The organism is Mucilaginibacter rivuli (assembly GCF_019391655.1).
GTDB lineage: Bacteria > Bacteroidota > Bacteroidia > Sphingobacteriales > Sphingobacteriaceae > Mucilaginibacter > Mucilaginibacter rivuli.
The window spans coordinates 861,259-884,753 of the sequence record NZ_JAHXPQ010000001.1 but is presented as its reverse complement, the minus strand read 5'-3'; the positions used below and the strand labels follow the sequence as shown (position 1 = coordinate 884,753).

Sequence of the window (23,495 nt, the reverse complement as noted above, 5' to 3'; positions counted from 1 at the left end):
ACAAACATTTCACCCACCCCTTTTAAAGGGCAGCGATGAAAATACATTTATGGCTATGGTATGATTATTTTCGACAACCTGGCTAAAAGCCGCCGTAAGGTTACGTTGCTGTACATATTGATACATGTAACCTACCTCTAACTTTGTTTTTTTACCCACGTTATACCCAAGCCCCAAACCCAGCCTGTTCTGATCGAACGTATTATATTTTACATTTTTACCAAACGCGATAAAAATCTCATCATAAACCGGCAAATAAAAAGGCGAAGCTTTCCCCAGGGGGATATTGGCCTTAAACATATACCTGGCGCGGTTTTCGTAACGCACGTTAGTAAAAGTACCTGCGGATGCATCGCCAATAAAGCGCTGCTCTAATCTAAACCGGTTCGTAATATCAACACTACCGGTTTGTTGCGTCAATTGAACTTGTTCCCATATCCGGTGTTCGGGGAAAGCAGTTTTCGCACTCGGTATATCGCCGTAAGGATACGTTTCAACAAAACAATACCCGGCTGTTGCCAGCACATTTTTATTCACCTTATAAAACAACCCCGGCCTTAGCAATAATTGCTGCCAGTTACTTAAGCCATTATTCCTTCGTACCTGTATCTCGGCATGCAGGCCAAACTTGTCGGTAATTAAATGCTGGCCGTTATAAACTATCCAGGTATGTAAATTATCAGTATTGATACGGGTAGATTGCGCATGACCCGGGCTTACCGCTATGAACAGCAATATCATTACCCCGCACAAACCCCATATATTCTTTTTTAGTAACATATACTTTGGTAAAGCCGGGCTGTTAAACCCGGCTGCATTAACAATTACGGAGATTAACTAATTAATAATGAAGGATATTTATCCGATTCTTCAATGCGCAGATCATGCAGCATACCATCGCTCAGATCGTATACCCAACCATATAAATTGAGTACCTGCCCGTTCTTTAGCGCGTTCTGCACAATAGCGGTGGTGCGTAGCTGGAATACCTGCTCCTCTACGTTAAGTTCAACCAAACGGCGGTGGCGCATCTCGGCGTCATCTATTTGCTCAAGCTCTTCTTTATGGTTACGGTTAACATCGCGAATGTGGCTCAACCATTGGTCAAGGTTGCCATTAGTACCACCGGCTACCGCGGCTTTTACACCCCCGCAACCATAATGGCCACACACTACAATGTGACGTACTTTTAATGCTTCAACCGCATATTGTACTACCGACATTAAATTGATATCGCTTGGTATCACCTGGTTAGCAATGTTACGATGGCTGAATATTTCCCCGGGCTGTGCACCGGTTATTACTTCCATTGGCGCACGGCTGTCAGAACACCCGATAATTAAATACGGCGGCGACTGGCCCTTGCTCAGGTTGGCAAAATAATTACTATCCAAATGCAGCTTTTCAGCTATCCACCTGCGGTTATTGGCAAACAGGTCATTATAATGCTGATGGTCATGAGCGTGTTCGTGCTGCTCTACTGCCTCAACACGTGCCTCCAAAAATGTATAGTGATCTTTTAGGCCTGTTATGGTGCAATTGATGCCTTCCACTACAGAGCGGCTCTTAAAGTCCTGCAATATCTCTAAGCAATCCTGCTCAATGTATTTTGTTTGCGATGCATCAACCCAAACACTTTCGCCAGATTTAACTTTATTGAAAAACTCGTTCAGGTGGGCCTTATTTAAAAACGTTACCTGCTCAGACAATACCAACTGCTGCATTTTGCCGCTAGCTGTACTTTTCTCGGTTGAGTAGATCAAATCTTTAGTGGCATTCACCAAAATAAATACAATGCTTACACCCATACCTATCATAACACCTTTTAACAGATCGGTTAAAATAATGGCTACTACAGTTGCTATAAATGGGGTAAACTGGTTCCACCCTGCCTTATACATATCTTTAAACAATTGCAGTTTGGTTAGCTTATATCCTACCATAATTAAAATGGCGGCTAAACTGGCCAATGGTATTTTGTTGAGTACAGCAGGTATAGCCAATACAGTCACCAACAGCAACGAACCATGAAATATGGTAGATAGTTTGGTTTTTGCACCAGAGTTAACGTTAGTTGCACCACGTACAATTACAGCCGTTAAAGGTAAACCACCAACTAAACCAGCCAGGGTATTACCAATACCTTGTGCCAATAATTCACGATTTAGGGGTGTTGAGCGTTTTAACGGGTCAAGTTTATCAACCGCTTCTATACTTAACAACGTTTCTAAACTGGCCACTAATGCAATGGTAATGGCAACAGTAATGATCTGCGGATTGGTTATCTGGCTAAAATCAGGGAATTTTAAAATGGTAGCAAAATCGCCAATGCTGCCCAACACAGGTATCTGTACAAAACTATTGGTACGTAAGTGAAATAATCCTGTTGTTGATTGCAGGAATATAGCTGTTAACGCACCCACAATGACTACTACCAAGCCACCCGGTATTGCTTTGATCTTTTTAAACAGTGGTGTATCCCATGCCAATAAAATAGCCATTGATATAGCGAAGATGGCAATAGCGCCAAAATTAAGCTTACCTAATAAGTTGTTGATCTCGGTAAAAGTATTAGAGTTATCGGCCTGTAGAAAAGCGAAATCGCCTTCAGCATCAGCATCATAGCCAAAAGCATGCGGAATTTGCTTCAGAATAAGAATGATACCAATGGCAGCCAGCATCCCTTTAATAACGTTGGAAGGAAAGTAAAGGCCTATTTTACCTGCTTTTACCAAGCCGAGGATAATTTGCAGGATACCCGCTAAAACTACGGCTACTAAAAATGCCTCGTAAGAGTGTAAGCTGATGATTGCGGTAGCAACAATGGTTGTTAAACCCGCCGCCGGGCCGCTAACCGCTAATTGCGAACCGCTAACCGCGCCAACAATTAAACCGCCAACAATACCGGTAATAATACCCGATAACAGGGGTGCGCCACTTGCCAGCGCTATACCCAAACATAGCGGCAATGCCACTAAAAAGACTACCAAACCCGCAGAAATATCCTGCTTGAATGTATTTTTGAATGATAAATTACTCATTGTAATTGAATTATAAATAGTTTAAGATCATGTTTGGTACACGCGAAAAAGCGGTACAAAAACATCACTACAGCACAGGGTTTGCCCGGCTGAAAAAATTAGAAATTTATAGGATTCAATTAAACGAGTGGTGGTCGGAAGATCTCGTCAACGTGGTTCCGGGTTTTCCCGAACACATATAGGTGGAATAAAGTGCGGTTGGCATCGGTATTGAAAATAGCAGAGATCATGCTCTCATGCGGAAGCATTTTACATTCTTCTTTAAAAGATTTATCTGCCTCTTTCTCAACATCCTTTTCAGTGTCCTTAGTATCCGATGTTTCAGTTTCGGCAGGGTTTGTATCAGCTAACAAACCAACAGGTTCGCCACCACTGTATATCATCGAAAAATTATGGAACAGGTTTTGGGTAATTTGCGGCAATTGTTTTACAAACGGGAACGCAGGAACTACTTTAGCCATTGTAAAAATGACCAGGAAGCATATTACTATCGTTCTTTTAAACCGCATTGTTGCGAAAATAGCCATTAAAATCAAAAAATGAAACTTTTTTTATTCGATTTACTGTTACCTGACATACATACGATTATTCTTTATCGAAAGTTTATCCCAACATTCTTCCAAAATCATATCATTTGCACATATGCACATTTACTCATTTGCACATCTACAATTTCTTATCTTTGCATTAACATTATAACTGATTATGCTAAAAGGATCTTTTAACGTACCTACCCCGGTAAATGAGCCGGTATTAAATTATGGGCCGCGCAGTGCAGAACGTGCCGCCCTGAAAGCCGCGCTTGCCGAGGGCCGCTCAAAAGTGATCGACATACCAATGTATATTGGTTCAAAGGAAGTTCGCACAGGTAAAACCGGCGAAGTCCGCCCACCACACGACCATCAGCATTTGTTAGCTACCTACCACGAAGGTGATGCCAGCCATGTTCACGCCGCCATTGATGCAGCGCTTGCTGCCAAAGCCGATTGGGAAAACTTACCCTGGGAGCAACGCGCCGCTATATTTTTAAAGGCTGCCGAACTGCTATCGGGGCCATACCGTTATAAAATGAACGCGGCTACTATGCTTGGCCAATCAAAGAATGCTTACCAGGCCGAAATTGATGCAGCTTGCGAGTTCATCGATTTCCTGCGTTTTAATGTAAGTTACCTGCAGGAAATATATGCACAACAACCACCCGTATCGCCAAAAGGCGTTTGGAACCGTGTGGAGCAGCGCCCTTTAGAAGGTTTTGTATTTGCCATTACACCATTCAACTTTACCGCTATCGCGGGAAACCTGCCTGCTTCGGCAGCGATGATGGGGAATGTTGTGGTTTGGAAACCCGCCCCCACACAGCTTTACGCCGCCAACGTAATTATGCAATTATTTAAAGAAGCCGGTTTACCCGACGGCGTGATCAACATGATAACGGTTGACGGGCCAATGGCGGGCGATATCATATTCAGTCACCCTGATTTTGCGGGGATCCACTTTACAGGATCGACCGCCGTTTTCCAAAACATCTGGAAAACCATCGGCACTAATATTCATAAATTTAAAACCTATCCGCGCATTGTAGGCGAAACCGGTGGTAAAGATTTTGTGCTTGCTCACCCAAGCGCTAATGTTGATGTGGTAACTACCGCCCTGGTGCGTGGCGCATTTGAGTACCAGGGACAAAAATGTTCGGCAGCATCGCGCGCTTATTTGCCAAAATCACTTTGGCCTGCTATTAAGGAAAAGTTCACGCGTGACCTGGCTACCCTGAAAATGGGCCCGACTGAGGATTTTGAAAACTTTATTAACGCGGTTATTGATGAGCGCTCTTTTGATAAACTGGCTAAATACATTGATAATGCTAAAAAAGATAAAGATGCAGAGATCATTGCCGGTGGTAATTACGACAAGAGCAAAGGCTGGTTTATTGAGCCTACTGTTATTGTGGTGAAGGACCCATACTATGTTACGATGTGCGAAGAACTCTTCGGCCCGGTATTAACTGTTTATATTTATGATGATAAAGATTTTGACGAGGTGTTAAGCATCATCGATAAAACATCCATCTACGCCTTAACGGGATGCATCATCTCGCAAGACCGTTACGCCATCGCAAAAGCTACCTACGCCTTACGCAACGCTGCAGGTAACTTCTATGTAAATGATAAACCCACAGGTGCCGTAGTAGGCCAGCAACCATTTGGTGGGGCGCGTGGCTCTGGGACCAATGATAAAGCAGGCTCTATGATCAACCTGCTGCGCTGGGTATCGCCACGAACGATCAAAGAAGCCTTTGATCCGCCAAAAAGTTATTGGTATCCATTTTTGGATAAAGAGGTATAAAAGAAAAAGAGCGATGGGTTTGATAATCCATCGCTCTTTTTCTTTTCTCTGTAAATTCTGCGTTTTCATCTCTGTTACCTCTGCGGTAAAATTAACCACAGAGTTCTCTGAGGTTTACACAGAGAGTCGCAGAGAAGAGATATTTAGAGTTACTTCAATCTAAACACCTCTTCTAACTTCGTATTATCTTTCATGCTCACTTTCAGGTCGCTGATAAAGCCTGTGCTCAATCTGTAAACCCAACCGTGTACGCTCAGTTCCTTACCGTTTTTCCAGGCATTTTGCACTATTGTGGTTGATGCCAGGTTATTTACATTCTCTATCACGTTCAGTTCAACAAGGCGATCGGTACGTTTTTGGTTATCAGTAATGGCATCCAACTCTGCCATATGCAGGCGGTAAACATCCTTAATGTGGCGCAGCCAGTTATCTACAATACCGTTCTCTTTATTACCCATAGCGGCAATAACACCACCGCAACCGTAATGGCCGCAAACAATAACGTGTTTTACACCAAGCACATTAACGGCATAATCCAACACCGATAACAAATTCATATCCGAATGCACCACTACATTAGCAATGTTGCGGTGCACAAATATTTCGCCCGGTTTTGTGTTCGTGATCTGGTTAGCAGGTACGCGGCTATCGGCACAACCTACCCATAATACAGGTGGTGTTTGCCCCAAGGCTAATTGCTCAAAATATTCCGGGTCAAGGTCAAGCGTCTTCGCTACAAATGTTTTGTTACCCTCTAACAGGCTTTCGTAAGTAATGTGGGTGGTATTTGGCATAATTTAATAAATAAATAAATGGTTTTAATTATCTTATTGATCCTTATTGGCGGCGGTAAATTTAGTACCTAAATTGGTAATGCCCGCATCCCAAATGTCATAAAATAGTATAGTTACTAAAATGAAGGGGATAAAATAAAATACCTTAAAATTAAACAGCTCAAAAAAGTAACCTCCAACAACAGCCCCTATAAAGTAAAAGCCAAGTATGGTAAACCGTACATAAAGCCTGTTTTTTACTGCTTCGGTTTTAGCGGTACGCGGGTGTATCCACTCGGCAACATCGGCACCTACATCGGTAAATAAACCTGTTAAATGCGATGATTTGATAAGTCCGCCCGAAATGGTTGATACCAAACTGTTCTGTAATCCCATCGAAAACATCATAGCACCAATGATCACCTCACGTTCAAAATCAGTACCATCAAAAAAATGGTTGCCATAAATCGCGACAAGCAGCAACACAATCATTTCGGTAAGTATGGGCATTGCATGTGCCAGGTAAAGGCTCCTTCGCTCAAAGCTTCGTACTAAAAAATGCGATACAAAGGCACCTACAAAAAACATCAGCAGCCATACAAAAACGGTTACTACTTCTTCAACATCCTGCGCGCTCACTTTGCGGGCAAGCAAAGCCACATGCCCTGTAACATTAGTAGTAAATGCCAAAAAGGCGATAACTCCGGCCACATTAATAATGCCTGCAACCATCGCTGTAGACGATGCCAGCATCAGGTTTGCTTTTAGTGTTCGGTTATCTTTAGCCTGGGTTAGCATGTGAAATATATAGCCAAATCTGTGTAAGATTAAAGAGTGATAAAGATAATTCATATTTTTAACGGCTACAACATTAATAAAACCTAAGAGAAGTGGATAAAAAGCTCGACCTGTTAAATCAGAAAAAACAAGAGGCGCTGTTGGGTGGCGGCCAGGCACGTATTGATAGTCAACACAAAAAGGGCAAACTCACCGCCCGCGAACGCTTACATTTTTTATTGGATGAAGGTTCTTTCCAGGAGATAGGCATGCTGGTATCGCACCGCTCAACCGATTTTGGAATGGAGAAAGAAAAATATCCCGGCGATGGTGTAGTTACAGGTTACGGTACTATTAATGGTAAGATCGTCTACGTATTCTCACAGGATTTTACAGTGTTTGGCGGCTCATTATCAGAAACCCATGCCGAAAAGATATGTAAGATAATGGACTTGGCCATGAAGAACGGCGCACCAGTTATTGGTTTGAATGATTCAGGTGGCGCGCGTATCCAGGAAGGCGTTGTATCGCTTGGCGGATATGCTGATATATTTTACAAGAACACCATGGCCTCGGGCGTTATCCCGCAGCTATCGGCCATCATGGGCCCTTGCGCAGGTGGCGCGGTATATTCACCTGCCATTACCGATTTTATTTTGATGGTGGAGAATACTTCGTACATGTTTGTTACCGGCCCTAATGTGGTAAAAACGGTAACGCACGAGATCGTAACTTCCGAGGAATTAGGCGGCGCCATGACACATGCTACCAAATCGGGCGTAACGCATTTTGCTTGCGCGAATGAGATAGAGGCTATTAACCATGTTAAAAAGCTTTTGAGTTACATGCCACAAAACTGCGAAGAAAAAGCGCCTTCACTGCCTTACGAGGGTGGTGATGAAAGCCGTGCAGCATTAAACAGCATCCTTCCCGAAAACGTATCGCAACCTTATGATATGCGCGAGGTGATAGCCGAAGTTATTGACGAAGGCTCATTTTTAGAGGTACATAAAGATTTCGCCGAAAACATAGTAGTTGGCTTCGCGCGATTAGCGGGCCGCAGTATTGGTATAGTAGCCAACCAGCCCGCGTTTTTGGCAGGCGTGTTAGATATTCATTCATCAACCAAGGGCGCGCGTTTTATCCGCTTTTGCGATTGCTTTAATATACCGCTATTGGTATTTGAAGATGTTCCGGGTTTCCTTCCGGGTACCGACCAGGAGTGGAACGCCATTATCACCAACGGTGCAAAACTATTGTACGCATTTAGCGAGGCTACAGTGCCGCGCATTACCGTGATCACCCGCAAGGCTTATGGCGGCGCTTATGATGTAATGAACTCCAAACACATTGGTGCCGATATGAACTACGCCTGGCCATCGGCAGAGATTGCTGTAATGGGTGCCAAAGGCGCTGCCGAGATCATCTTTAAACGCGAGATAACTTCTGCCGCCGACCCGGAAGCCAAATGGAAAGAAATGGAGCAGCAATATGCCGATATATTTGCCAACCCCTACCGCGCCGCCGAGCGTGGCTTTATTGACGAAGTGATTGAACCATCGGAAACACGGGATAAACTGATTAAAGCATTTAAAATGCTGGAGAATAAGGTGGTGAATAATCCGAGGAAAAAACACGGGAATATACCTTTGTAACAAGCGTAAAGCTCAAAGCAGAAAGCTTAAAGCGAAATAAGTATCGTTTTGCCTGAGCTTTCAAAAGCTTTGAGCTTTAATCTTTTTGCTTTCAGCTTATGTTAGACATCGAACAAATAACCCCACAACTCACCTGGCAATTACGGCGCGATGTATTGTACCCGGGCAGTATGCTTTGGGAGATGGAAATGGATGAGGATAACAATGGCTATCATTTTGGTGCTTTTATAGATAATAAACTCATTGGCGTAGTGTCCCTTTTTCAAAACGGTAACGACTGGCAGTTCCGCAAGTTTGCTTTTGATGCGGCGTTTCAGGGGAAAGGTTATGGCAGGCAACTCTTAGATCATATCACCGGATTTGTATTATCAGAAGGCGCTACAAGGCTTTGGTGTAATGCACGCTCATCGGCCATTGGCTTTTATCTCAAATCCGGCTTTGTGCAAACCGGTGAAGCTTTCTCAAAAGGCGGGATAGACTATGAGATCATGGAGAAACTGCTGTAGCGGTAGCATTGCTCAATTCGCTCAGTAGCGTATTCGCTTTGCTGTTGTCATCCTTTCCTATTGATAACTGTACCATATCCATAGCAGCTTTTATATTCCCTTGCGCCTCATAAACTACTGCTAAATTGTAGGCTGCCTTTGCTGCCAGTTTCTGATCAGCACCATATATTAAGGGCTTTAACAAACTATCCGCTTTGCTAAAATTTCCTGACGTTATTTCACCAACCGCTTCACTTAGTTCATCATTACTGTATAAGGGCCTGCTTTTGGTAGTTACATAACCAAAAAACGGACGCAAGGCATCGTCGGTGGCGTGTATTGCCGATTGATCTACATTAGCACCATTATTTTTCACTCCCGGGCCAAAAAGGCTTGCCCAAAATGCTCCCGGTATTTCCTGGGTAGTTTTAAAATCGCTCGCCCTTCCTTTCAATAGTTTGTATACATTCCCGCTTTTATCATACAACTTATAGTTCGCAGTAACCTTCATACTATAATCAGCGGTTTTATAGGTTTTCTTTTTGTCAGCACCATCCTGATGATCCTGGATGTTATCAGCATCAAAACCGGCATAAAACTCATCTAATGCTAAAACATAATCGGCATGGTACTTCGTAATTAGTTTACTTAATGAGTCGATGCTGATCACCATGTGATTAGAGTCGGCAAGGCTTATTACCGTAATACCTTTCAATATTTTCAAACGTGTTCCGGCATAGTTTATAGAGGTGTATGCCCCGTTCTTCATCACATCCAGTTTCTTTTGATTGTTCAACCCCAACCGCCCAAAATCAAAAGTATTAACCACCAATATTTTTGTAGGCTCGTCTTTAAAATTAATCTCCGGATCGTGATTTTTGGTTGTACTTAAATAGCTATCTACGCTGCAAGAAACAGTAACTACCATAAAAATGAACAGGATATAATATTTTGCTCTCATCCGGATAGTATGTATTTATAAAAAAACCAGCATGTATCACTCAAATACATGCTGGCCCTCAATTAAACAAACGTGAAACTTTTTTACTCACCACAAAGGAAGGCATCCTACATAAAATGAATGTTAACGAAACAATAATTGTAAACTATCTCATCTTTTTGCACATCGGGGTACTGTTTATTAGTGGGATTACTATATTTGCCTTCAGGGCTTTACAGGCCTGTTCTAAAAATTTAACAGCATGGCTAAAAAAAAATCGGAGGATAAAAAACACATCCCAGTTGTAAATAAAAAATCATTAGCGTTTTTCGAAAAATATATCAACAACCCATCTCCAACAGGCTTTGAGTGGAAAGGCCAGGAAATGTGGCTCGAATACCTTAAACCTTATATTGATACCCATTATGTAGATAATTACGGTTCGGCGGTTGGTATTATCAATCCTAAAGCCGAATACAAGGTAGTTATTGAGGCTCATGCCGATGAGATATCGTGGTTTGTTAATTACATCACCAGCGATGGTTTGATCTATGTGATCCGTAACGGTGGTTCAGATCACCAGATAGCGCCTTCAAAACGCGTGAACATCCACACCGATAAAGGTATGGTGACGGCAGTATTCGGCTGGCCTGCCATCCACACCCGCAGCGGCGAAAAGGAAGAGGCTCCAACCCTGAAAAATATCTTTTTAGATTGCGGTTGTACCAGTAAAGAAGAAGTAGAGAAATTAGGCATCCACGTAGGTTGTGTAATTACTTACGAGGATGAGTTTATGGTACTGAACGACCGCTATTATGTTGGCCGTGCTTTAGACAACCGTGCAGGTGGTTTTATGATTGCCGAGGTTGCCCGTTTATTAAAAGAAAACAAAGTGAAACTGCCTTTTGGTTTATACATCGTTAATGCAGTACAAGAAGAAATTGGTTTACGTGGTGCAGAAATGATAGCCGACTACATTAAACCAAACGTTGCCATTGTTACTGATGTTACCCACGATACATCAACCCCAATGATCAGCAAGATCACCCAGGGAGATATGCAATGTGGTAAAGGCCCTGTAGTGTCATACGCGCCTGCCGTGCAAAATAACCTCAACCGGTTATTGATCAAAACTGCCGAGGATGCTAAAATACCTTTCCAGCGCCAGGCATCATCGCGCTCAACGGGTACAGATACCGATGCTTTCGCTTATTCAAACGGTGGCGTGCCATCGGCATTGATATCATTGCCTTTGCGTTACATGCACACTACTGTAGAAATGATACATAAAGAAGATGTTGACAATGTGATCCGTATGATATACGAAGTGTTGTTAAACATTAAATCGGGACAAGATTTCAGGTATATTAAATAGAACCAACATGGCAAAAGTAACAGGAATTGGCGGCGTGTTTTTTAAGTGTAAAGATGTCGCCACGGTAAACAATTGGTATCAAAAACACTTAGGGTTCAATACATCAGCATACGGCACCAACTTTGAGTGGCGTGATGTTACCGATCCCGAAAAAAAGGGCACTACCGTTTGGAGCCCCTTTGCAAGCGACACCAAGTACTTTGAGCCATCGCAAAAAGAGTTTATGCTCAACCTGGTGGTTGATAACCTTGAAGAATTATTAACCCAGCTAAAAGCGGAAGGCGTAACCATAGTTGGCGAAATGCAGGTTTACGATTATGGCAAATTCGCGCATATAATAGATCCTGAAGGAAATAAAATTGAACTTTGGGAAGCTGCCGCGGAATAATTTGAGAAACCGTAACCGGTATTATTACGTAAACATTTTAGGATAATATTATAAATTTATTAACCTTTATCGCGCTTTAGCGTACACATAAAAATATAATTACTTTAGTATATATGAAACCCACCCTACTAATTTTGGCCGCAGGTATGGCCAGCCGATATGGCAGTATGAAACAAGTTGATGGCTTTGGTCCTAACGGCGAAACCATTATAGATTACTCTATTTACGATGCCATTAAAGCTGGTTTTGGTAAAGTAAGCTTTATTATCCGCGAGGAGTTTGTAGATAACTTTAAAGCCATATTTGAGCCTAAGCTTGCAGGCAAAATTGAAACCGACTATGTTTTTCAGAGTTACGACCTTAAGCCCTTTGGTATAGATAAAGTTATTGAGCGTGCTAAACCTTGGGGTACCGCGCACGCCGTATTAGCAGCACGTAACCAGGTAAAAGAACCTTTCTGTGTAATTAACGCTGACGACTTTTATGGTTATGACTCTTTCGAGAAAATGGCTAAGTTTTTAACCAGCGATGTTGCAGATGATACTTACTCACTGATAGGCTACCAGATAGATAAAACATTATCTGATTATGGCTCTGTATCGCGTGGTGTTTGTAAAGTTGATGATACCGGTAACATGGTTGAGATAAACGAGCGCACCGAAGTTTACTTTACCGAAGGTGGTAAAGTAGCCTACAAAGATGCTACAGGTGAGCACCCACTACCAAATGATACCCGCGTATCTATGAACTTCTGGGGCTTTACTCCTGCTGTTTTCGATCAGAGTTTAGATATGTTCAAAAAGTTTGTTGATGCTAACGAGAACAACCCTAAAGCTGAGTTCTTTATCCCATTGGTTGCCGATGAACTGATCAAAAGCGGCCAGGCAGCATTTAAAGTTATCCCAACTGCCTCAAAATGGTTTGGCGTAACTTATAAAGAAGATAAACCTATTGTACAAAAAAGCATATCAGACCTGGTTGCCAACGGAACTTACCCGGCTAACCTTTGGGCATAATTATATTGCTTAATCATATTTAAATCCCGCTCAGGCGGGATTTTTTTGTTTTATCGCGGTTAACTGTTAAATGCTTATATATAAATAAGAACGAGCAAAAAATAATATAACTTTATATGTAGTACATCAACCTACAATCTATTACCATGAGATCATTATTTGCAATACTTTTAGTTATTGCCTGTTTAAATGCATCAGCGCAAACTAAAATATACAAGGTGACTACTTATATGGGTGGACAGCTATTTAGTGTAAAAATGGACACTGTCAGAGGGCCTCAAAAGCTATCCGGCCTTTACTTTTTCTCAAACCATTTTGGCTGTCCTACGTCACTACCCCCCGCCTTTAAAGACGTAGCCCACAAAAATGAAAAAATAACAATACCTCCGGATGATTCAACCGATGCCAAATCTAATGGTAAAATACATGGCAGAGCCAGAAGCCAGGCTTATTATACTTATGATAACAATTCCCGCCTCATACTTTTTGGGCAAACAGGCTGTATCATTTGTAGTTTTTTACCTTATGAGTATACTGTAGCTTATAACAAAGCGGGATTAGTGGAAGCCATAACGTCATCAAAAAAAAGCTGGCATCCAAACAGGGTATATCATATTTCTTATAATCAGGGTGGCGAAATAAAACAACTCGATTACTCTGAGTCTGTTGATTATCGTCAACAGATAGTTTTGGTTAACTAAAACATAATGCTAACAAGAATAATCAAGTTTGTTTTAGTTCTTATAATACTTTGCCTGGCGACCTACTATTTCTTCCCCGAAAGTAAGTTGCCTGTATACACGGCCATCGATAAAATCCTCGTGCTTAAATCGCGCAAGCAGTTACTGGTTTACTCTCACGGGAAACTGATTAAAACTTATACCATATCATTAGGTTTTTGTCCAAAAGGCAAAAAGCAAGTGGAACACGATGGCAAAACACCCGAAGGGTTGTATTACATTAATGCCAAAAACCCGCACAGTGTCTGCTATAAAAACCTGGGCATTTCTTATCCTTCAAAAGCTGATATTTTAAAAGCTCAGCAATTAAATAAACCTACTGGCGGTGATATTAAAATTCATGGTTTAAGCAACAAGGCAGACTTTATTGGCAAATTCCACAGATGGTATAACTGGACTGATGGCTGTATTGGTGTGACCAATAACGAGATCGACGAACTATATAATCACATAGCCATAGGCACCCCCATCGAAATAAAGCCATAAAAAACACGATACCTACCTCTAAGCTCCCCAATTATTTTGTATCTTATGCGTATCAAACTATGGTACAAAAAGAACACTTCCTTGAGCAGCACGACCCTGAGCGCAAAGACTTCCAAATAGACCGCATCATCTTATTCAGCGATGCTGTTTTCGCTATTGCGATCACCTTATTGATCATTGAGATAAAAGTGCCCGAAATACATGAGCACAGTTCCAACGCGGCTATACTTCAGGGCTTATATAATCTAACCCCAAAATTCATAGGCTTTATCATCAGCTTCTTTGTTATCGCTGTTTTTTGGCGTAGCCATCACCGGGTGTTCGGGTTTGTTAACCAGTATTCCGAAAAGCTTATCTGGCTTAATATCTTCTTCCTGTTCAGTATTGTTTTGATGCCCTTTTCGTCCGCTTATTACAGCGAGTATTCGGGCTTAAATATTCCTTACTACTTTTACAACTGCAATATCATACTCACAGGTATATTCAATTACAGGTTAATCAGTGTGGTGTTTAACCCCAAAAACAAATTAATAACCCATTATCCCAGTCAACAATATCTGCACACCTTTAAAACGCGTGCTATTATTACCCCTCTCGTATTTTTGGCTGGCATAATCGCCTGTCCGTTTTGGCCATTACTGAGCCGCTTTGCCTTTATGTTTACCTGGCCATCATTCTTCATTGCCGAAAGGTACTTTAAGTACAAATACCGCAACGAGCCCATGCCAACCCACACTACAAAGCACAAAAAAACCCTTCCCAAATAAATCAGGAAGGGTTTTCTATTTTATTCCCTTTTAGGGGTTTATTTCACTTCTTCAAAGTCAACATCAGTTACATTTTCAGCGTTACCTTGTGGAGCAGCACCTTCAGCATGCTCAGCTCCCGGTTGTGCTTGCGCACCGCCTTCAGCAGCTTTATACATGTCTTCTGATGCAGCGTTCCATGCAGCTTCCAATTCAGCCTTAACTGTATCGATCTCGTCTAAATTTTTAGCAGCATAAGCAGCTTTCAATTTTTCCAGACCGCTTTCTATCGGTGCTTTTTTATCAGCAGGGATCTTATCGCCATACTCTTTCAGTTGTTTCTCTGTCGAGAATATCAACGCATCAGCACCGTTCAGTTTTTCAACTTCTTCTTTTTGCTTTTTATCAGCATCAGCATTCGCTTCAGCTTCATCTTTCATACGTTTGATCTCGGCATCAGTTAAGCCTGAAGAAGCTTCGATACGGATCTTTTGCTCTTTACCTGTAGCTTTATCCTTAGCGCCTACGTGTAATATACCGTTGGCATCTATATCAAAAGTTACTTCAATTTGAGGTACGCCACGAGGTGCAGGAGGTATACCAGCCAGGTTAAACTGACCGATAGTACGGTTTTGAGCCGCCATTGGGCGCTCACCCTGTAAAACGTGTATCTGTACTTCCGGCTGACTATCAGACGCGGTAGAGAATGTTTCTGTTTTTTTAGATGGAATAGTCGTGTTAGCTTCTATCAGTTTCGTCATAACGCCACCCATAGTTTCGATACCTAATGATAACGGGGTAACATCTAACAACAACACATCTTTCACATCGCCCGATAATACACCACCCTGAATAGCGGCACCTATTGCAACAACCTCATCAGGGTTAACACCTTTTGATGGTGCTTTGCCAAAGAATTTCTCAACAGCTTCCTGTATCGCAGGGATACGGGTTGAACCACCTACCAGGATAATCTCATCGATATCCGAAGTTGACAAACCTGCATTTTTCAATGCTTTTTGACAAGGGTCGATGGTACGTTTGATGAGGCTATCAGCCAGTTGCTCAAATTTAGCACGGGTTAATGTTTTAACCAAGTGCTTAGGCATACCGTCAACAGCGGTAATGTATGGTAAATTGATCTCGGTGCTGGTTGTGCTTGATAACTCAACCTTAGCTTTCTCAGCTGCTTCTTTTAAACGTTGTAACGACATTGGGTCGCGACGCAAATCAAAGCCTTCGTCATTTTTAAACTCATCAGCTAAGTAATCAATAATTACCTGGTCAAAGTCATCACCACCTAAGTGTGTATCACCATCGGTTGATTTTACTTCGAAAACGCCATCACCTAATTCCAAAACCGAAACATCATGTGTACCGCCACCGCAGTCAAACACAACAATTTTCATGTCTTTATGTGTTTTGTCCAGGCCATAAGCAAGTGCAGCAGCAGTAGGCTCGTTGATGATACGGCGTACATTTAAACCAGCAATTTCGCCGGCTTCTTTAGTTGCCTGGCGTTGCGCGTCGTTAAAATAAGCCGGTACGGTAATAACCGCCTCGGTTACTTCTGTTCCCAAAAAGTCTTCGGCAGTTTTCTTCATTTTTTGAAGTATCATTGCCGATATCTCTTGTGGTGTGTATTTACGGTCGTCAATTTCAACACGTGGTGTGTTATTGTCGCCCTTTACTACTTTGTAAGGTACCCTGCCAGTCTCCTGAGTTACCTCGTTAAACTGGTTACCCATAAACCTCTTGATAGAAGAGATCGTTTTTGTTGGGTTAGTGATAGCCTGGCGTTTTGCCGGATCACCAACTTTACGCTCGCCATTTTCTACAAATGCAACTACCGATGGCGTTGTACGTTTCCCCTCACTGTTAGCAATAACTACAGGCTCATTACCTTCCATTACTGATACGCAGGAGTTCGTTGTTCCTAAGTCGATTCCAATTATTTTAGACATATATTTGATTTTACTATATTGATACTATGTTACTACAGCCATATTAACAATGCTTGTGCCAAAGGGTTGTTGGCAGTATATAGTTGCAGTAAATAATAATTTGCGGCAGATTACGGAATATGATGGTGACATGTTGGCAGAAAGCTATCGAATGTGCAGATGAGTAAATGTGCGGATGTGCAAATGATGATTTAGCCAAACTTTGCCATATTTCGGATGTCGGATGTTCGATTTTGGATTATGTCTTTCATCTTTGTTCCTTATTCTTTCATCTAAAAAAACAGGTAAAAACAGGTATTCTTCTTACTACCTCATTGCTGTACGAAGCAATCCTAAAGCGATATGTAACCAAGCGACATGTCAGTTGTTCACTACCTTTCTCAGTGATTGCCACGCTATCGCTCGCAATGACATATTTGAAAAAAGTAGGTGTTTTTAAATTAGTATTTTCACTCTTTTGCACTATGCGCCCAAGGCCCCGCTACCTACCCAATATAAGCAAAAAAGCCCAAATTCACAACAATAAAACCACCTAAGAAATTCCCCATTGCATAAAAACATCATTATAAATACCTTTACCGTCTTTCAAAAAACAATATAATGGAAGTTTTTGCCGTACCTGATGCTGTTAAACAACACCCGAAAATGTGTGCGGGCGATATTACTTTTGTTAGCTACCGCGAAACCGGCAGTCTCCTTAAAAACATGGTGGTATTTAACCAATATGCCATAAGTTTTGTATTAAACGGACAAAAAGAAATATACCGCTCAACAGAAAATACAGTAATAAAAGCCGGGCAGGCCATGCTTATTCCCGAAGGAAATTCGATAATTGCAGAACATAGCCCAAACCGTAATCAATACCACAGCCTTGTTATTTTCTTTCCGGGCCACCTTGCCGCAAATTTATTGGACAGGCATCATATTGCATTAGATAAAGCATTACCGCCTCACAATGGTGATTCATTCATCCATTTCTCCAGTACGGGATATCTTAACGAATACCTGCGCGGCATACAGGCATTAATAGCAACAGGCCACCAATTATCTTACCCAATAGCCTTGCACAAACTGGAAGAATTGCTTTTGGTTATCTATGAACTCTTCCCTACCCAATTGGTCAATCTGTTTAGCCGTAACCGGGATAGTGATAAGCTATCGCTCAAAAGCCTGGTCGAGAAAAATTTATTCAGCAAGCTTACGCTGGATGAACTGGCTTTCTTAGCCAACAGGAGCTTGTCGTCATTCAAACGCGATTTTGAAAAAACTTATGGCATAGCGCCACAAAAATATATCCGTGACCGCAAACTGGAAGTTGCAAGCGCCGAATTAATAAGCGGCAAACAAGCAACTGAAATATTTGATGCCTACGGTTATGAAAACCTGTCGAACTTTAATACTGCCTTTAAAAAGAAATTTGGTGTTACCCCGGCTAGCTATAAGAATACTGCAACTTTGAACGTTCTGCAATAGTTTCTGGGCTTGTAGCACCATCACCACATAGGATAATTAGCCCAAATTTGGGTAAACAATTATTTTATCACCATGAAACTATTTTCCATCCTTTTCATCAGCTTGCTATGTGCTCAACTTAGCTTTTCGCAAACATTCACATTAAAAAGTGCCGACCTTGGCGGCCAGTTCACCAACCAATTTACTGCAAGCAGTTTTGGTTGCAACGGCAATAACAAGTCGCCGCAATTAAGCTGGGCAAATGCTCCCGAAGGCACCAAAAGTTTTGCCATTACCATGTACGATCCGGATGCACCAACAGGAAGCGGTTTTTGGCATTGGGTTATGGTAAACATCCCGTCATCAATACACGAACTCAAACAAGGCGCAGGTGATGTTAAAAGTAACGTTGCGCCAGCCGGCAGCTTGCAGAGCATGAACGATACAGGCGCACCCGGCTATCAAGGTCCATGCCCGCCTGCCGGCGATAGCCCACACCATTATTTGATTACAATATATGCGTTAAAAACGGAAAATCTTGGCACTACTGCAACATCAACCGCGGCATTAACCGGTTTTATGTTAGGCCAGCAAGCTTTGGCCAAAGCATCTATAGTAGTGTATGCTAAGCGTTAGTTAAATCATCATTCATAAGCATGTACAAAAAAAGCCCCGCTCAATTTGAGCGGGGCTTTCTATATCTCTAAAAAAAGTCTTATTCGCCTTTTTCTTCTTCAGCAGCAGGTGCTTCAGGAGCTTCTTCTACCGCTGGTGCAGCAGGTGCTTCTTCAACAGCTACAGTAGCAGCAGCAACCGGAGCCGCTTTGCCTTTACCTGATCCGCCACGACGACGTGTTGCTTTCTTCTCTGTTGCAGCTTCACCTTTGGTGTAAACTGTATTGTAATCTACCAATTCGATCATTGCCATTTCAGCGTTATCACCTAAACGGTTTTCCATTTTGATGATACGTGTGTAACCACCCGGGCGGTTAGCAATTTTCTCAGCAATTTCGCGGAAAAGGATGTTAGTAGTATCCTTGTCTTGCAGGTAGCTAAATACAGTACGACGTGAGTGCGTAGTATCTTCTTTTGCTTTTGTTAAAATAGGTTCAACATACATACGTAAAGCTTTTGCTTTAGCCAATGTAGTTGTAATGCGCTTGTGTAAGATAAGCGAAGAAGCCATGTTTGCCATCATCGCCTTACGGTGACTGTTGGTGCGGCCTAAGTGGTTTAGTTTTTTACCGTGTCTCATTTTTGTTTTGATTTTTCACGTGCATACCGTTGGGGAAATTGCTCAACCCTCGGAATTATGCGGTCGCTTAATTTTAATTTATATTACTCTTTAAATAAATATTGCGATACGCTATATGGCGCATCGCAATATTTAATCTTATTACTCTTCGTCTAACTTGAATTTCGACAGGTTCATACCAAAAGATAAGCCTTTTGATTTAACCAGGTCCTGAATTTCAGTTAATGATTTTTTACCAAAGTTTCTGAATTTTAACATATCAGCAACGTCATATGATACCAGGTCAGCAAGGCTGCGGATATCAGCTGCTTTTAAGCAGTTTAATGCACGTACCGATAGGTCAAGGTCAACCAATTCAGTTTTCAGGATCTTACGCATGTGTAAAATTTCCTCGTCAACTTCTTTAGTTTCTTCTTTAGCCTGAGCCTCTAACATCATATTCTCATCGCTGAACAACATAAAGTGTTGGATCAAAATTTTGGCTGCTTCTTTCAAAGCGTCCTCAGGATGAACAGAACCATCTGTAGCAATATCCAAAACTAATTTTTCATAGTCAGTTTTTTGCTCAACACGGTAGTTCTCAATAGTGTATTTTACATTCTTGATCGGTGTATAGATCGAATCGATAGCGATAACGCCTAACATTGCATCCGGATTCTTGTTCTCTTCGCTTGCAACATAACCACGGCCTTTAGCTACGGTAAGTTCAATCTCAAGCGTTACAGACGAATCCATATTGCAAATAACCAGATCAGGATTAAGGATAGTAAAGTTGTTTGAAAACTTAGTGATATCGCCGGCTTTGAAAGAATCCTGACCGTTGATGATCACGAATATTTTTTCAGAATCGCCCGACTCACCTGTTTTCTTCATACGAACTTGTTTTAAGTTCAATATGATTTCGGTAACGTCTTCAACCACACCTTTGATGGTAGAAAACTCATGTGTTACTCCCGAAAAACGAACAGAAGTGATCGCATAACCTTCCAATGATGAAAGTAAGATACGACGTAAAGCATTACCTATGGTTATACCGAAACCTGGTTCTAACGGACGAAATTCAAACGTACCATCAAAATCAGTTGATTTCTGCATGATAACCTTGTCAGGTTTTTGAAATGCTAATATTGCCATTTATATCCTTGTTTATGTTTGCTAATTGATTAAACCCGAAAAAATGATCAGCTTGCGACTGACCATTTTCCGGATAAGTATCGTTATTATTTTGAGTACAACTCGACGATCAGGTTTTCCTTGATGTTTTCAGGAATCTCGTCGCGGTTAGGATAGTTTAAGAAAACGCCCGATAAATTGGCGGCATCCCACTGTAACCAGCTGTATTTGTTTATTTTTCTGCCAGCTACCGAGTTAGTGATCGATTCTAAAGTTTTTGATTTCTCTCTAACTGCAACAACGTCACCAGCTTTCAAAGCGTAAGAAGCAATATTCACAACTTCGCCGTTAACTGTAATGTGTTTGTGGCCTACCAATTGGCGTGCACCTGAGCGTGTTGGAGCGATACCTAAACGGTAAACCGCGTTATCCAAACGTGCCTCTAAAAACTTTAACAAGTTTTCGCCGGTAATACCTTCTTTAGCCGAAGCGCGGTGGAACAGGTTTTCGAAATAACGTTCCAATACACCGTAAGTATATTTAACTTTTTGTTTCTCCATCAACTGAGTTGAATACTCAGATTGTTTTCCTCTTCTTTTCGAAGCACCGTGCATGCCGGGTCCGTAGTTTTTTCTTTCTAACGCTTTATCAGGACCGAAAATTGGTTCTCTGAAACGGCGCGCAATTCTGCTTTTGGGGCCTGTATATCTTGCCATTATTTGTTTGTTTTAAAGTATCATCCGGCCCGCAGCCGGTGAATCTTAGCTTTAAAAATTGATTAATTAAACTCTTCTGCGTTTTGACGGACGGCAACCATTGTGTGGAAGCGGCGTAATGTCTTTTATTGTTGTAACCTCAATACCTGCAGTTTGCAAAGTACGGATAGCTGACTCGCGACCTGATCCAGGGCCTTTAACAAATACTTCAACTTTACGTAAACCTAAATCATAAGCTACCTTGCCGCAATCTGATGCTGCCTGTCCTGCTGCATAAGGGGTATTCTTTTTTGAACCTTTGAAGCCCATTTTACCCGCTGATGACCATGATATAGCCTGACCGCTTTTGTTGGTCAGGGTAATGATGATGTTGTTAAAAGTAGCGTTAATGTGTGCTTCGCCAATTGGCTCAACAATTACAATACGCTTTTTGGTTACTTTTTTAGTTTTTGCCATTTTCTTTTTTAGATTTTTCAGATATGAGACTTGAGATATGAGATCTTACTCTTTCCCGGCACTCAATACCTTGTTTTTTATCTTTATGTTCCAGGTTAGGTTAAACCCTACCCATCAATTATTATTTAGTTACTTTTTTCTTGTTAGCAACTGTTTTACGTTTTCCTTTACGGGTACGAGAGTTGTTTTTAGTACGCTGACCACGTAACGGTAAACCTTTACGGTGACGGGTACCACGGTAGCAACCAATATCCATTAAACGTTTAATGTTCAGTTGTACTTCAGAGCGTAAAGCGCCTTCAACTTTCACACCATCGTTAATGATAGTACGGATGGCAGTTAACTGCTCATCTGTCCAATCCTGAACTTTAGTATTCAAATCAATACCAGCTTCAGTTAAAATCTGTACTGCTTTAGTACGGCCAATACCATAAATATAGGTTAAACCTATCTCGCCGCGCTTGTTTCTTGGTAAATCAATACCTGCTATCCTTGCCATATTTGTTATTTGCTTTTACGTAATGCCGAACGGCGGGCCACCGTTGTACGGATATCATTACAATTTTTTTAATTATCCCTGACGTTGTTTGTACTTAGGGTTCTTTTTGTTAATTACATAAAGTTTCCCTTTACGACGGATGATCTTGCAATCAGCACTACGTTTTTTAATTGATGCTCTAACTTTCATCTCTTTCTTTTATTTATATCTGTAGGTTATCCTGCCCTTTGATAAATCGTAGGGGCTCATTTCCAATTTCACCCTGTCGCCAGGTAATATTTTGATATAGTGCATACGCATTTTACCAGAAATATGCGCAATAATTTCGTGGCCGTTTTCCAACTCCACACGAAACATCGCGTTTGATAATGCTTCCTTTATTGTACCGTCTTGTTCAATCGAGGCCTGTTTAGCCATATATTACTGATTTCTATACAATTATCCGCCTTTAAAGCGGGATGCAAAATTAACAATTATTTTTGATTAATTATATTTTTTCTTTTAAAACTTCTTCAACGTATGAAAATGTTGAAAGAATATCGGCCTTACCTTTATTTATGGCTACTGTGTGCTCATAATGGCAGCTCGGCTTTCCATCGCTGGTTGATACTGTCCAGCCATCATCCCAAAATCTAACCCCGGCACGGCCGGCATTTATCATGGGTTCAATGGCTATCACCATACCTTCCTCCAGTTTAATGCCCGATCCGCGTTTACCGTAGTTTGGTACTTCTGGTTTTTCGTGCAGCCTTGTTCCAACACCATGTCCAACCAATTCCTTCACTACGCCAAAGCCATGCCTCTCGGCGTGCTCTTGTACCGCGTATCCAATATCACCTACACGCATACCGGTAACGGCTTTATCAATACCTAAGTACAGGCACTCTTTGGTAACACGCATCAGCGTTTTAACCTGCTCACTTACCTCGCCAATGGCAAAGGTATAAGCAGAGTCGCCGTAATATTTATTTAGCAATACTCCGCAATCAACCGATACCAGATCGCCCTCTACCAACACATGCTCGCTGGGGAAACCATGTACTACCTGGTTGTTGAGCGAGATACAAAGAGAGTACGGAAACCCGTTATAATTTAAAAATGCCGGTACACCCTTATTATCTCTAATAAAGGTTTCGGCAAGTTTATTTAACTCAATTGTTTTGATTCCGGGTTTAATAACCTTCGCAATTTCTCCAAGGGTTTTGGCTACTAATAATGAGCTTTCTCTTATGAGTTCTATCTCTTCGACAGACTTATAATTGATTTTCGACATTA

The 23,495-nt window shown here is 41.6% G+C and carries 26 protein-coding genes; 11 read left to right on the top strand and 15 right to left on the bottom strand.

The features are described from left to right. Nucleotides 1-9: 9 nt before the first annotated feature. The 3 genes from KXQ82_RS03950 to KXQ82_RS03940 form a co-directional block, all read right to left on the bottom strand. Complete coding sequence (locus tag KXQ82_RS03950) at nt 10-780, bottom strand: DUF2490 domain-containing protein (RefSeq protein WP_219486833.1); 771 nt, start codon at nt 778-780, stop codon at nt 10-12. Nucleotides 781-833: 53 nt separating this feature from the next. Continuing rightward, complete coding sequence (locus tag KXQ82_RS03945) at nt 834-3,041, bottom strand: SulP family inorganic anion transporter (protein WP_219486832.1); 2,208 nt, start codon at nt 3,039-3,041, stop codon at nt 834-836. Nucleotides 3,042-3,160: 119 nt separating this feature from the next. Next, entirely contained in the window at nt 3,161-3,502 is a 342-nt protein-coding gene (locus KXQ82_RS03940) for a hypothetical protein (RefSeq protein ID WP_219486831.1), read from the bottom strand. A gap of 244 nt (nt 3,503-3,746) precedes the next feature. On the opposite strand from KXQ82_RS03940, the gene pruA reads away from it, so the two are divergent. After that, nucleotides 3,747-5,384 carry an L-glutamate gamma-semialdehyde dehydrogenase gene (gene pruA / locus KXQ82_RS03935; protein WP_219486830.1) on the top strand — a complete coding sequence of 546 codons (1,638 nt, stop codon included), beginning with the start codon at nt 3,747-3,749 and terminating at the stop codon, nt 5,382-5,384. Nucleotides 5,385-5,533: 149 nt separating this feature from the next. On the opposite strand, the gene can is transcribed toward pruA, so the two are convergent. Together can and KXQ82_RS03925 are read right to left on the bottom strand one after the other, a co-directional pair. Beyond that, nucleotides 5,534-6,178: a carbonate dehydratase gene (gene can, locus KXQ82_RS03930; protein ID WP_219486829.1), complete on the bottom strand. Its 645-nt coding sequence runs from the start codon at nt 6,176-6,178 to the stop codon at nt 5,534-5,536. Between the two features lie 33 nt (nt 6,179-6,211). Continuing rightward, nucleotides 6,212-6,955 carry a YoaK family protein gene (locus tag KXQ82_RS03925; RefSeq protein WP_219486828.1) on the bottom strand — a complete coding sequence of 248 codons (744 nt, stop codon included), beginning with the start codon at nt 6,953-6,955 and terminating at the stop codon, nt 6,212-6,214. Between the two features lie 92 nt (nt 6,956-7,047). Here KXQ82_RS03925 and KXQ82_RS03920 point away from each other — a divergent pair, with 92 nt between their 5' ends. Continuing rightward, on the top strand, nt 7,048-8,589 hold the full coding sequence (locus tag KXQ82_RS03920; protein ID WP_219486827.1) for an acyl-CoA carboxylase subunit beta: 1,542 nt from the start codon (nt 7,048-7,050) through the stop codon (nt 8,587-8,589). A gap of 98 nt (nt 8,590-8,687) precedes the next feature. Continuing rightward, on the top strand, nt 8,688-9,095 hold the full coding sequence (locus KXQ82_RS03915; RefSeq protein ID WP_219486826.1) for a GNAT family N-acetyltransferase: 408 nt from the start codon (nt 8,688-8,690) through the stop codon (nt 9,093-9,095). Here the strand turns inward: KXQ82_RS03915 and KXQ82_RS03910 are convergent. Next, nucleotides 9,076-10,035 (bottom strand): DUF6340 family protein, encoded by a 960-nt coding sequence (locus KXQ82_RS03910; RefSeq protein ID WP_219486825.1) that lies wholly within the window; start codon nt 10,033-10,035, stop codon nt 9,076-9,078. The genes KXQ82_RS03915 and KXQ82_RS03910 overlap by 20 nt on opposite strands. Before the next feature lie 241 nt (nt 10,036-10,276). Between KXQ82_RS03910 and KXQ82_RS03905 the strand changes: the two genes are divergently transcribed. The 6 genes from KXQ82_RS03905 (at nt 10,277) to KXQ82_RS03880 (ending at nt 14,786) form a co-directional block, all read left to right on the top strand. After that, a complete protein-coding gene (locus KXQ82_RS03905) occupies nt 10,277-11,389 on the top strand; it encodes a M42 family metallopeptidase (RefSeq protein WP_219486824.1) in 1,113 nt (370 codons plus the stop codon). 7 nt (nt 11,390-11,396) lie between these two features. Then, a complete protein-coding gene (locus KXQ82_RS03900; protein ID WP_219486823.1) occupies nt 11,397-11,777 on the top strand; it encodes a VOC family protein in 381 nt (126 codons plus the stop codon). A gap of 113 nt (nt 11,778-11,890) precedes the next feature. Then, nucleotides 11,891-12,793, top strand: a complete 903-nt coding sequence (locus KXQ82_RS03895; protein WP_219486822.1) for a nucleotidyltransferase family protein — start codon at nt 11,891-11,893, stop codon at nt 12,791-12,793. 146 nt (nt 12,794-12,939) lie between these two features. Continuing rightward, nucleotides 12,940-13,494, top strand: coding sequence for a hypothetical protein (locus tag KXQ82_RS03890; RefSeq protein ID WP_219486821.1), 555 nt, complete (start codon nt 12,940-12,942; stop codon nt 13,492-13,494). 6 nt (nt 13,495-13,500) lie between these two features. Continuing rightward, on the top strand, nt 13,501-14,019 hold the full coding sequence (locus KXQ82_RS03885; protein WP_219486820.1) for a L,D-transpeptidase family protein: 519 nt from the start codon (nt 13,501-13,503) through the stop codon (nt 14,017-14,019). Between the two features lie 59 nt (nt 14,020-14,078). Then, nucleotides 14,079-14,786 (top strand): TMEM175 family protein, encoded by a 708-nt coding sequence (locus KXQ82_RS03880; RefSeq protein WP_219486819.1) that lies wholly within the window; start codon nt 14,079-14,081, stop codon nt 14,784-14,786. Nucleotides 14,787-14,824: 38 nt separating this feature from the next. On the opposite strand, the gene dnaK is transcribed toward KXQ82_RS03880, so the two are convergent. Continuing rightward, nucleotides 14,825-16,729 (bottom strand): molecular chaperone DnaK, encoded by a 1,905-nt coding sequence (gene dnaK / locus KXQ82_RS03875; RefSeq protein ID WP_219486818.1) that lies wholly within the window; start codon nt 16,727-16,729, stop codon nt 14,825-14,827. Nucleotides 16,730-17,329: 600 nt separating this feature from the next. Here dnaK and KXQ82_RS03870 point away from each other — a divergent pair. Both KXQ82_RS03870 and KXQ82_RS03865 read left to right on the top strand, forming a co-directional pair. After that, nucleotides 17,330-18,202, top strand: coding sequence for a helix-turn-helix domain-containing protein (locus tag KXQ82_RS03870; protein WP_219486817.1), 873 nt, complete (start codon nt 17,330-17,332; stop codon nt 18,200-18,202). Between the two features lie 72 nt (nt 18,203-18,274). Next, a complete protein-coding gene (locus KXQ82_RS03865) occupies nt 18,275-18,817 on the top strand; it encodes a YbhB/YbcL family Raf kinase inhibitor-like protein (protein ID WP_219486816.1) in 543 nt (180 codons plus the stop codon). 79 nt (nt 18,818-18,896) lie between these two features. Here KXQ82_RS03865 and rplQ read toward each other — a convergent pair whose 3' ends face one another. From rplQ to map, 8 genes are all read right to left on the bottom strand, one after another. Further along, nucleotides 18,897-19,436 carry a 50S ribosomal protein L17 gene (rplQ, locus tag KXQ82_RS03860; RefSeq protein ID WP_219486815.1) on the bottom strand — a complete coding sequence of 180 codons (540 nt, stop codon included), beginning with the start codon at nt 19,434-19,436 and terminating at the stop codon, nt 18,897-18,899. A 141-nt stretch (nt 19,437-19,577) separates the two neighbouring features. After that, on the bottom strand, nt 19,578-20,570 hold the full coding sequence (locus tag KXQ82_RS03855) for a DNA-directed RNA polymerase subunit alpha (RefSeq protein WP_219486814.1): 993 nt from the start codon (nt 20,568-20,570) through the stop codon (nt 19,578-19,580). Between the two features lie 86 nt (nt 20,571-20,656). Then, nucleotides 20,657-21,265, bottom strand: coding sequence for a 30S ribosomal protein S4 (gene rpsD / locus KXQ82_RS03850; protein WP_219486813.1), 609 nt, complete (start codon nt 21,263-21,265; stop codon nt 20,657-20,659). Between the two features lie 66 nt (nt 21,266-21,331). Continuing rightward, a complete protein-coding gene (rpsK, locus tag KXQ82_RS03845; RefSeq protein ID WP_219486812.1) occupies nt 21,332-21,721 on the bottom strand; it encodes a 30S ribosomal protein S11 in 390 nt (129 codons plus the stop codon). Between the two features lie 121 nt (nt 21,722-21,842). Then, nucleotides 21,843-22,220, bottom strand: a complete 378-nt coding sequence (gene rpsM, locus KXQ82_RS03840) for a 30S ribosomal protein S13 (RefSeq protein ID WP_219486811.1) — start codon at nt 22,218-22,220, stop codon at nt 21,843-21,845. A gap of 72 nt (nt 22,221-22,292) precedes the next feature. Beyond that, nucleotides 22,293-22,409, bottom strand: coding sequence for a 50S ribosomal protein L36 (gene rpmJ, locus KXQ82_RS03835; RefSeq protein ID WP_008506259.1), 117 nt, complete (start codon nt 22,407-22,409; stop codon nt 22,293-22,295). Between the two features lie 9 nt (nt 22,410-22,418). Next, on the bottom strand, nt 22,419-22,637 hold the full coding sequence (gene infA, locus KXQ82_RS03830) for a translation initiation factor IF-1 (RefSeq protein ID WP_219486810.1): 219 nt from the start codon (nt 22,635-22,637) through the stop codon (nt 22,419-22,421). Nucleotides 22,638-22,707: 70 nt separating this feature from the next. Then, the gene (map, locus tag KXQ82_RS03825; RefSeq protein ID WP_219486809.1) at nt 22,708-23,493 is read right to left on the bottom strand and encodes a type I methionyl aminopeptidase; all 786 of its coding nucleotides are present in this window, start codon (nt 23,491-23,493) and stop codon (nt 22,708-22,710) included. Nucleotides 23,494-23,495 lie beyond the last annotated feature (2 nt).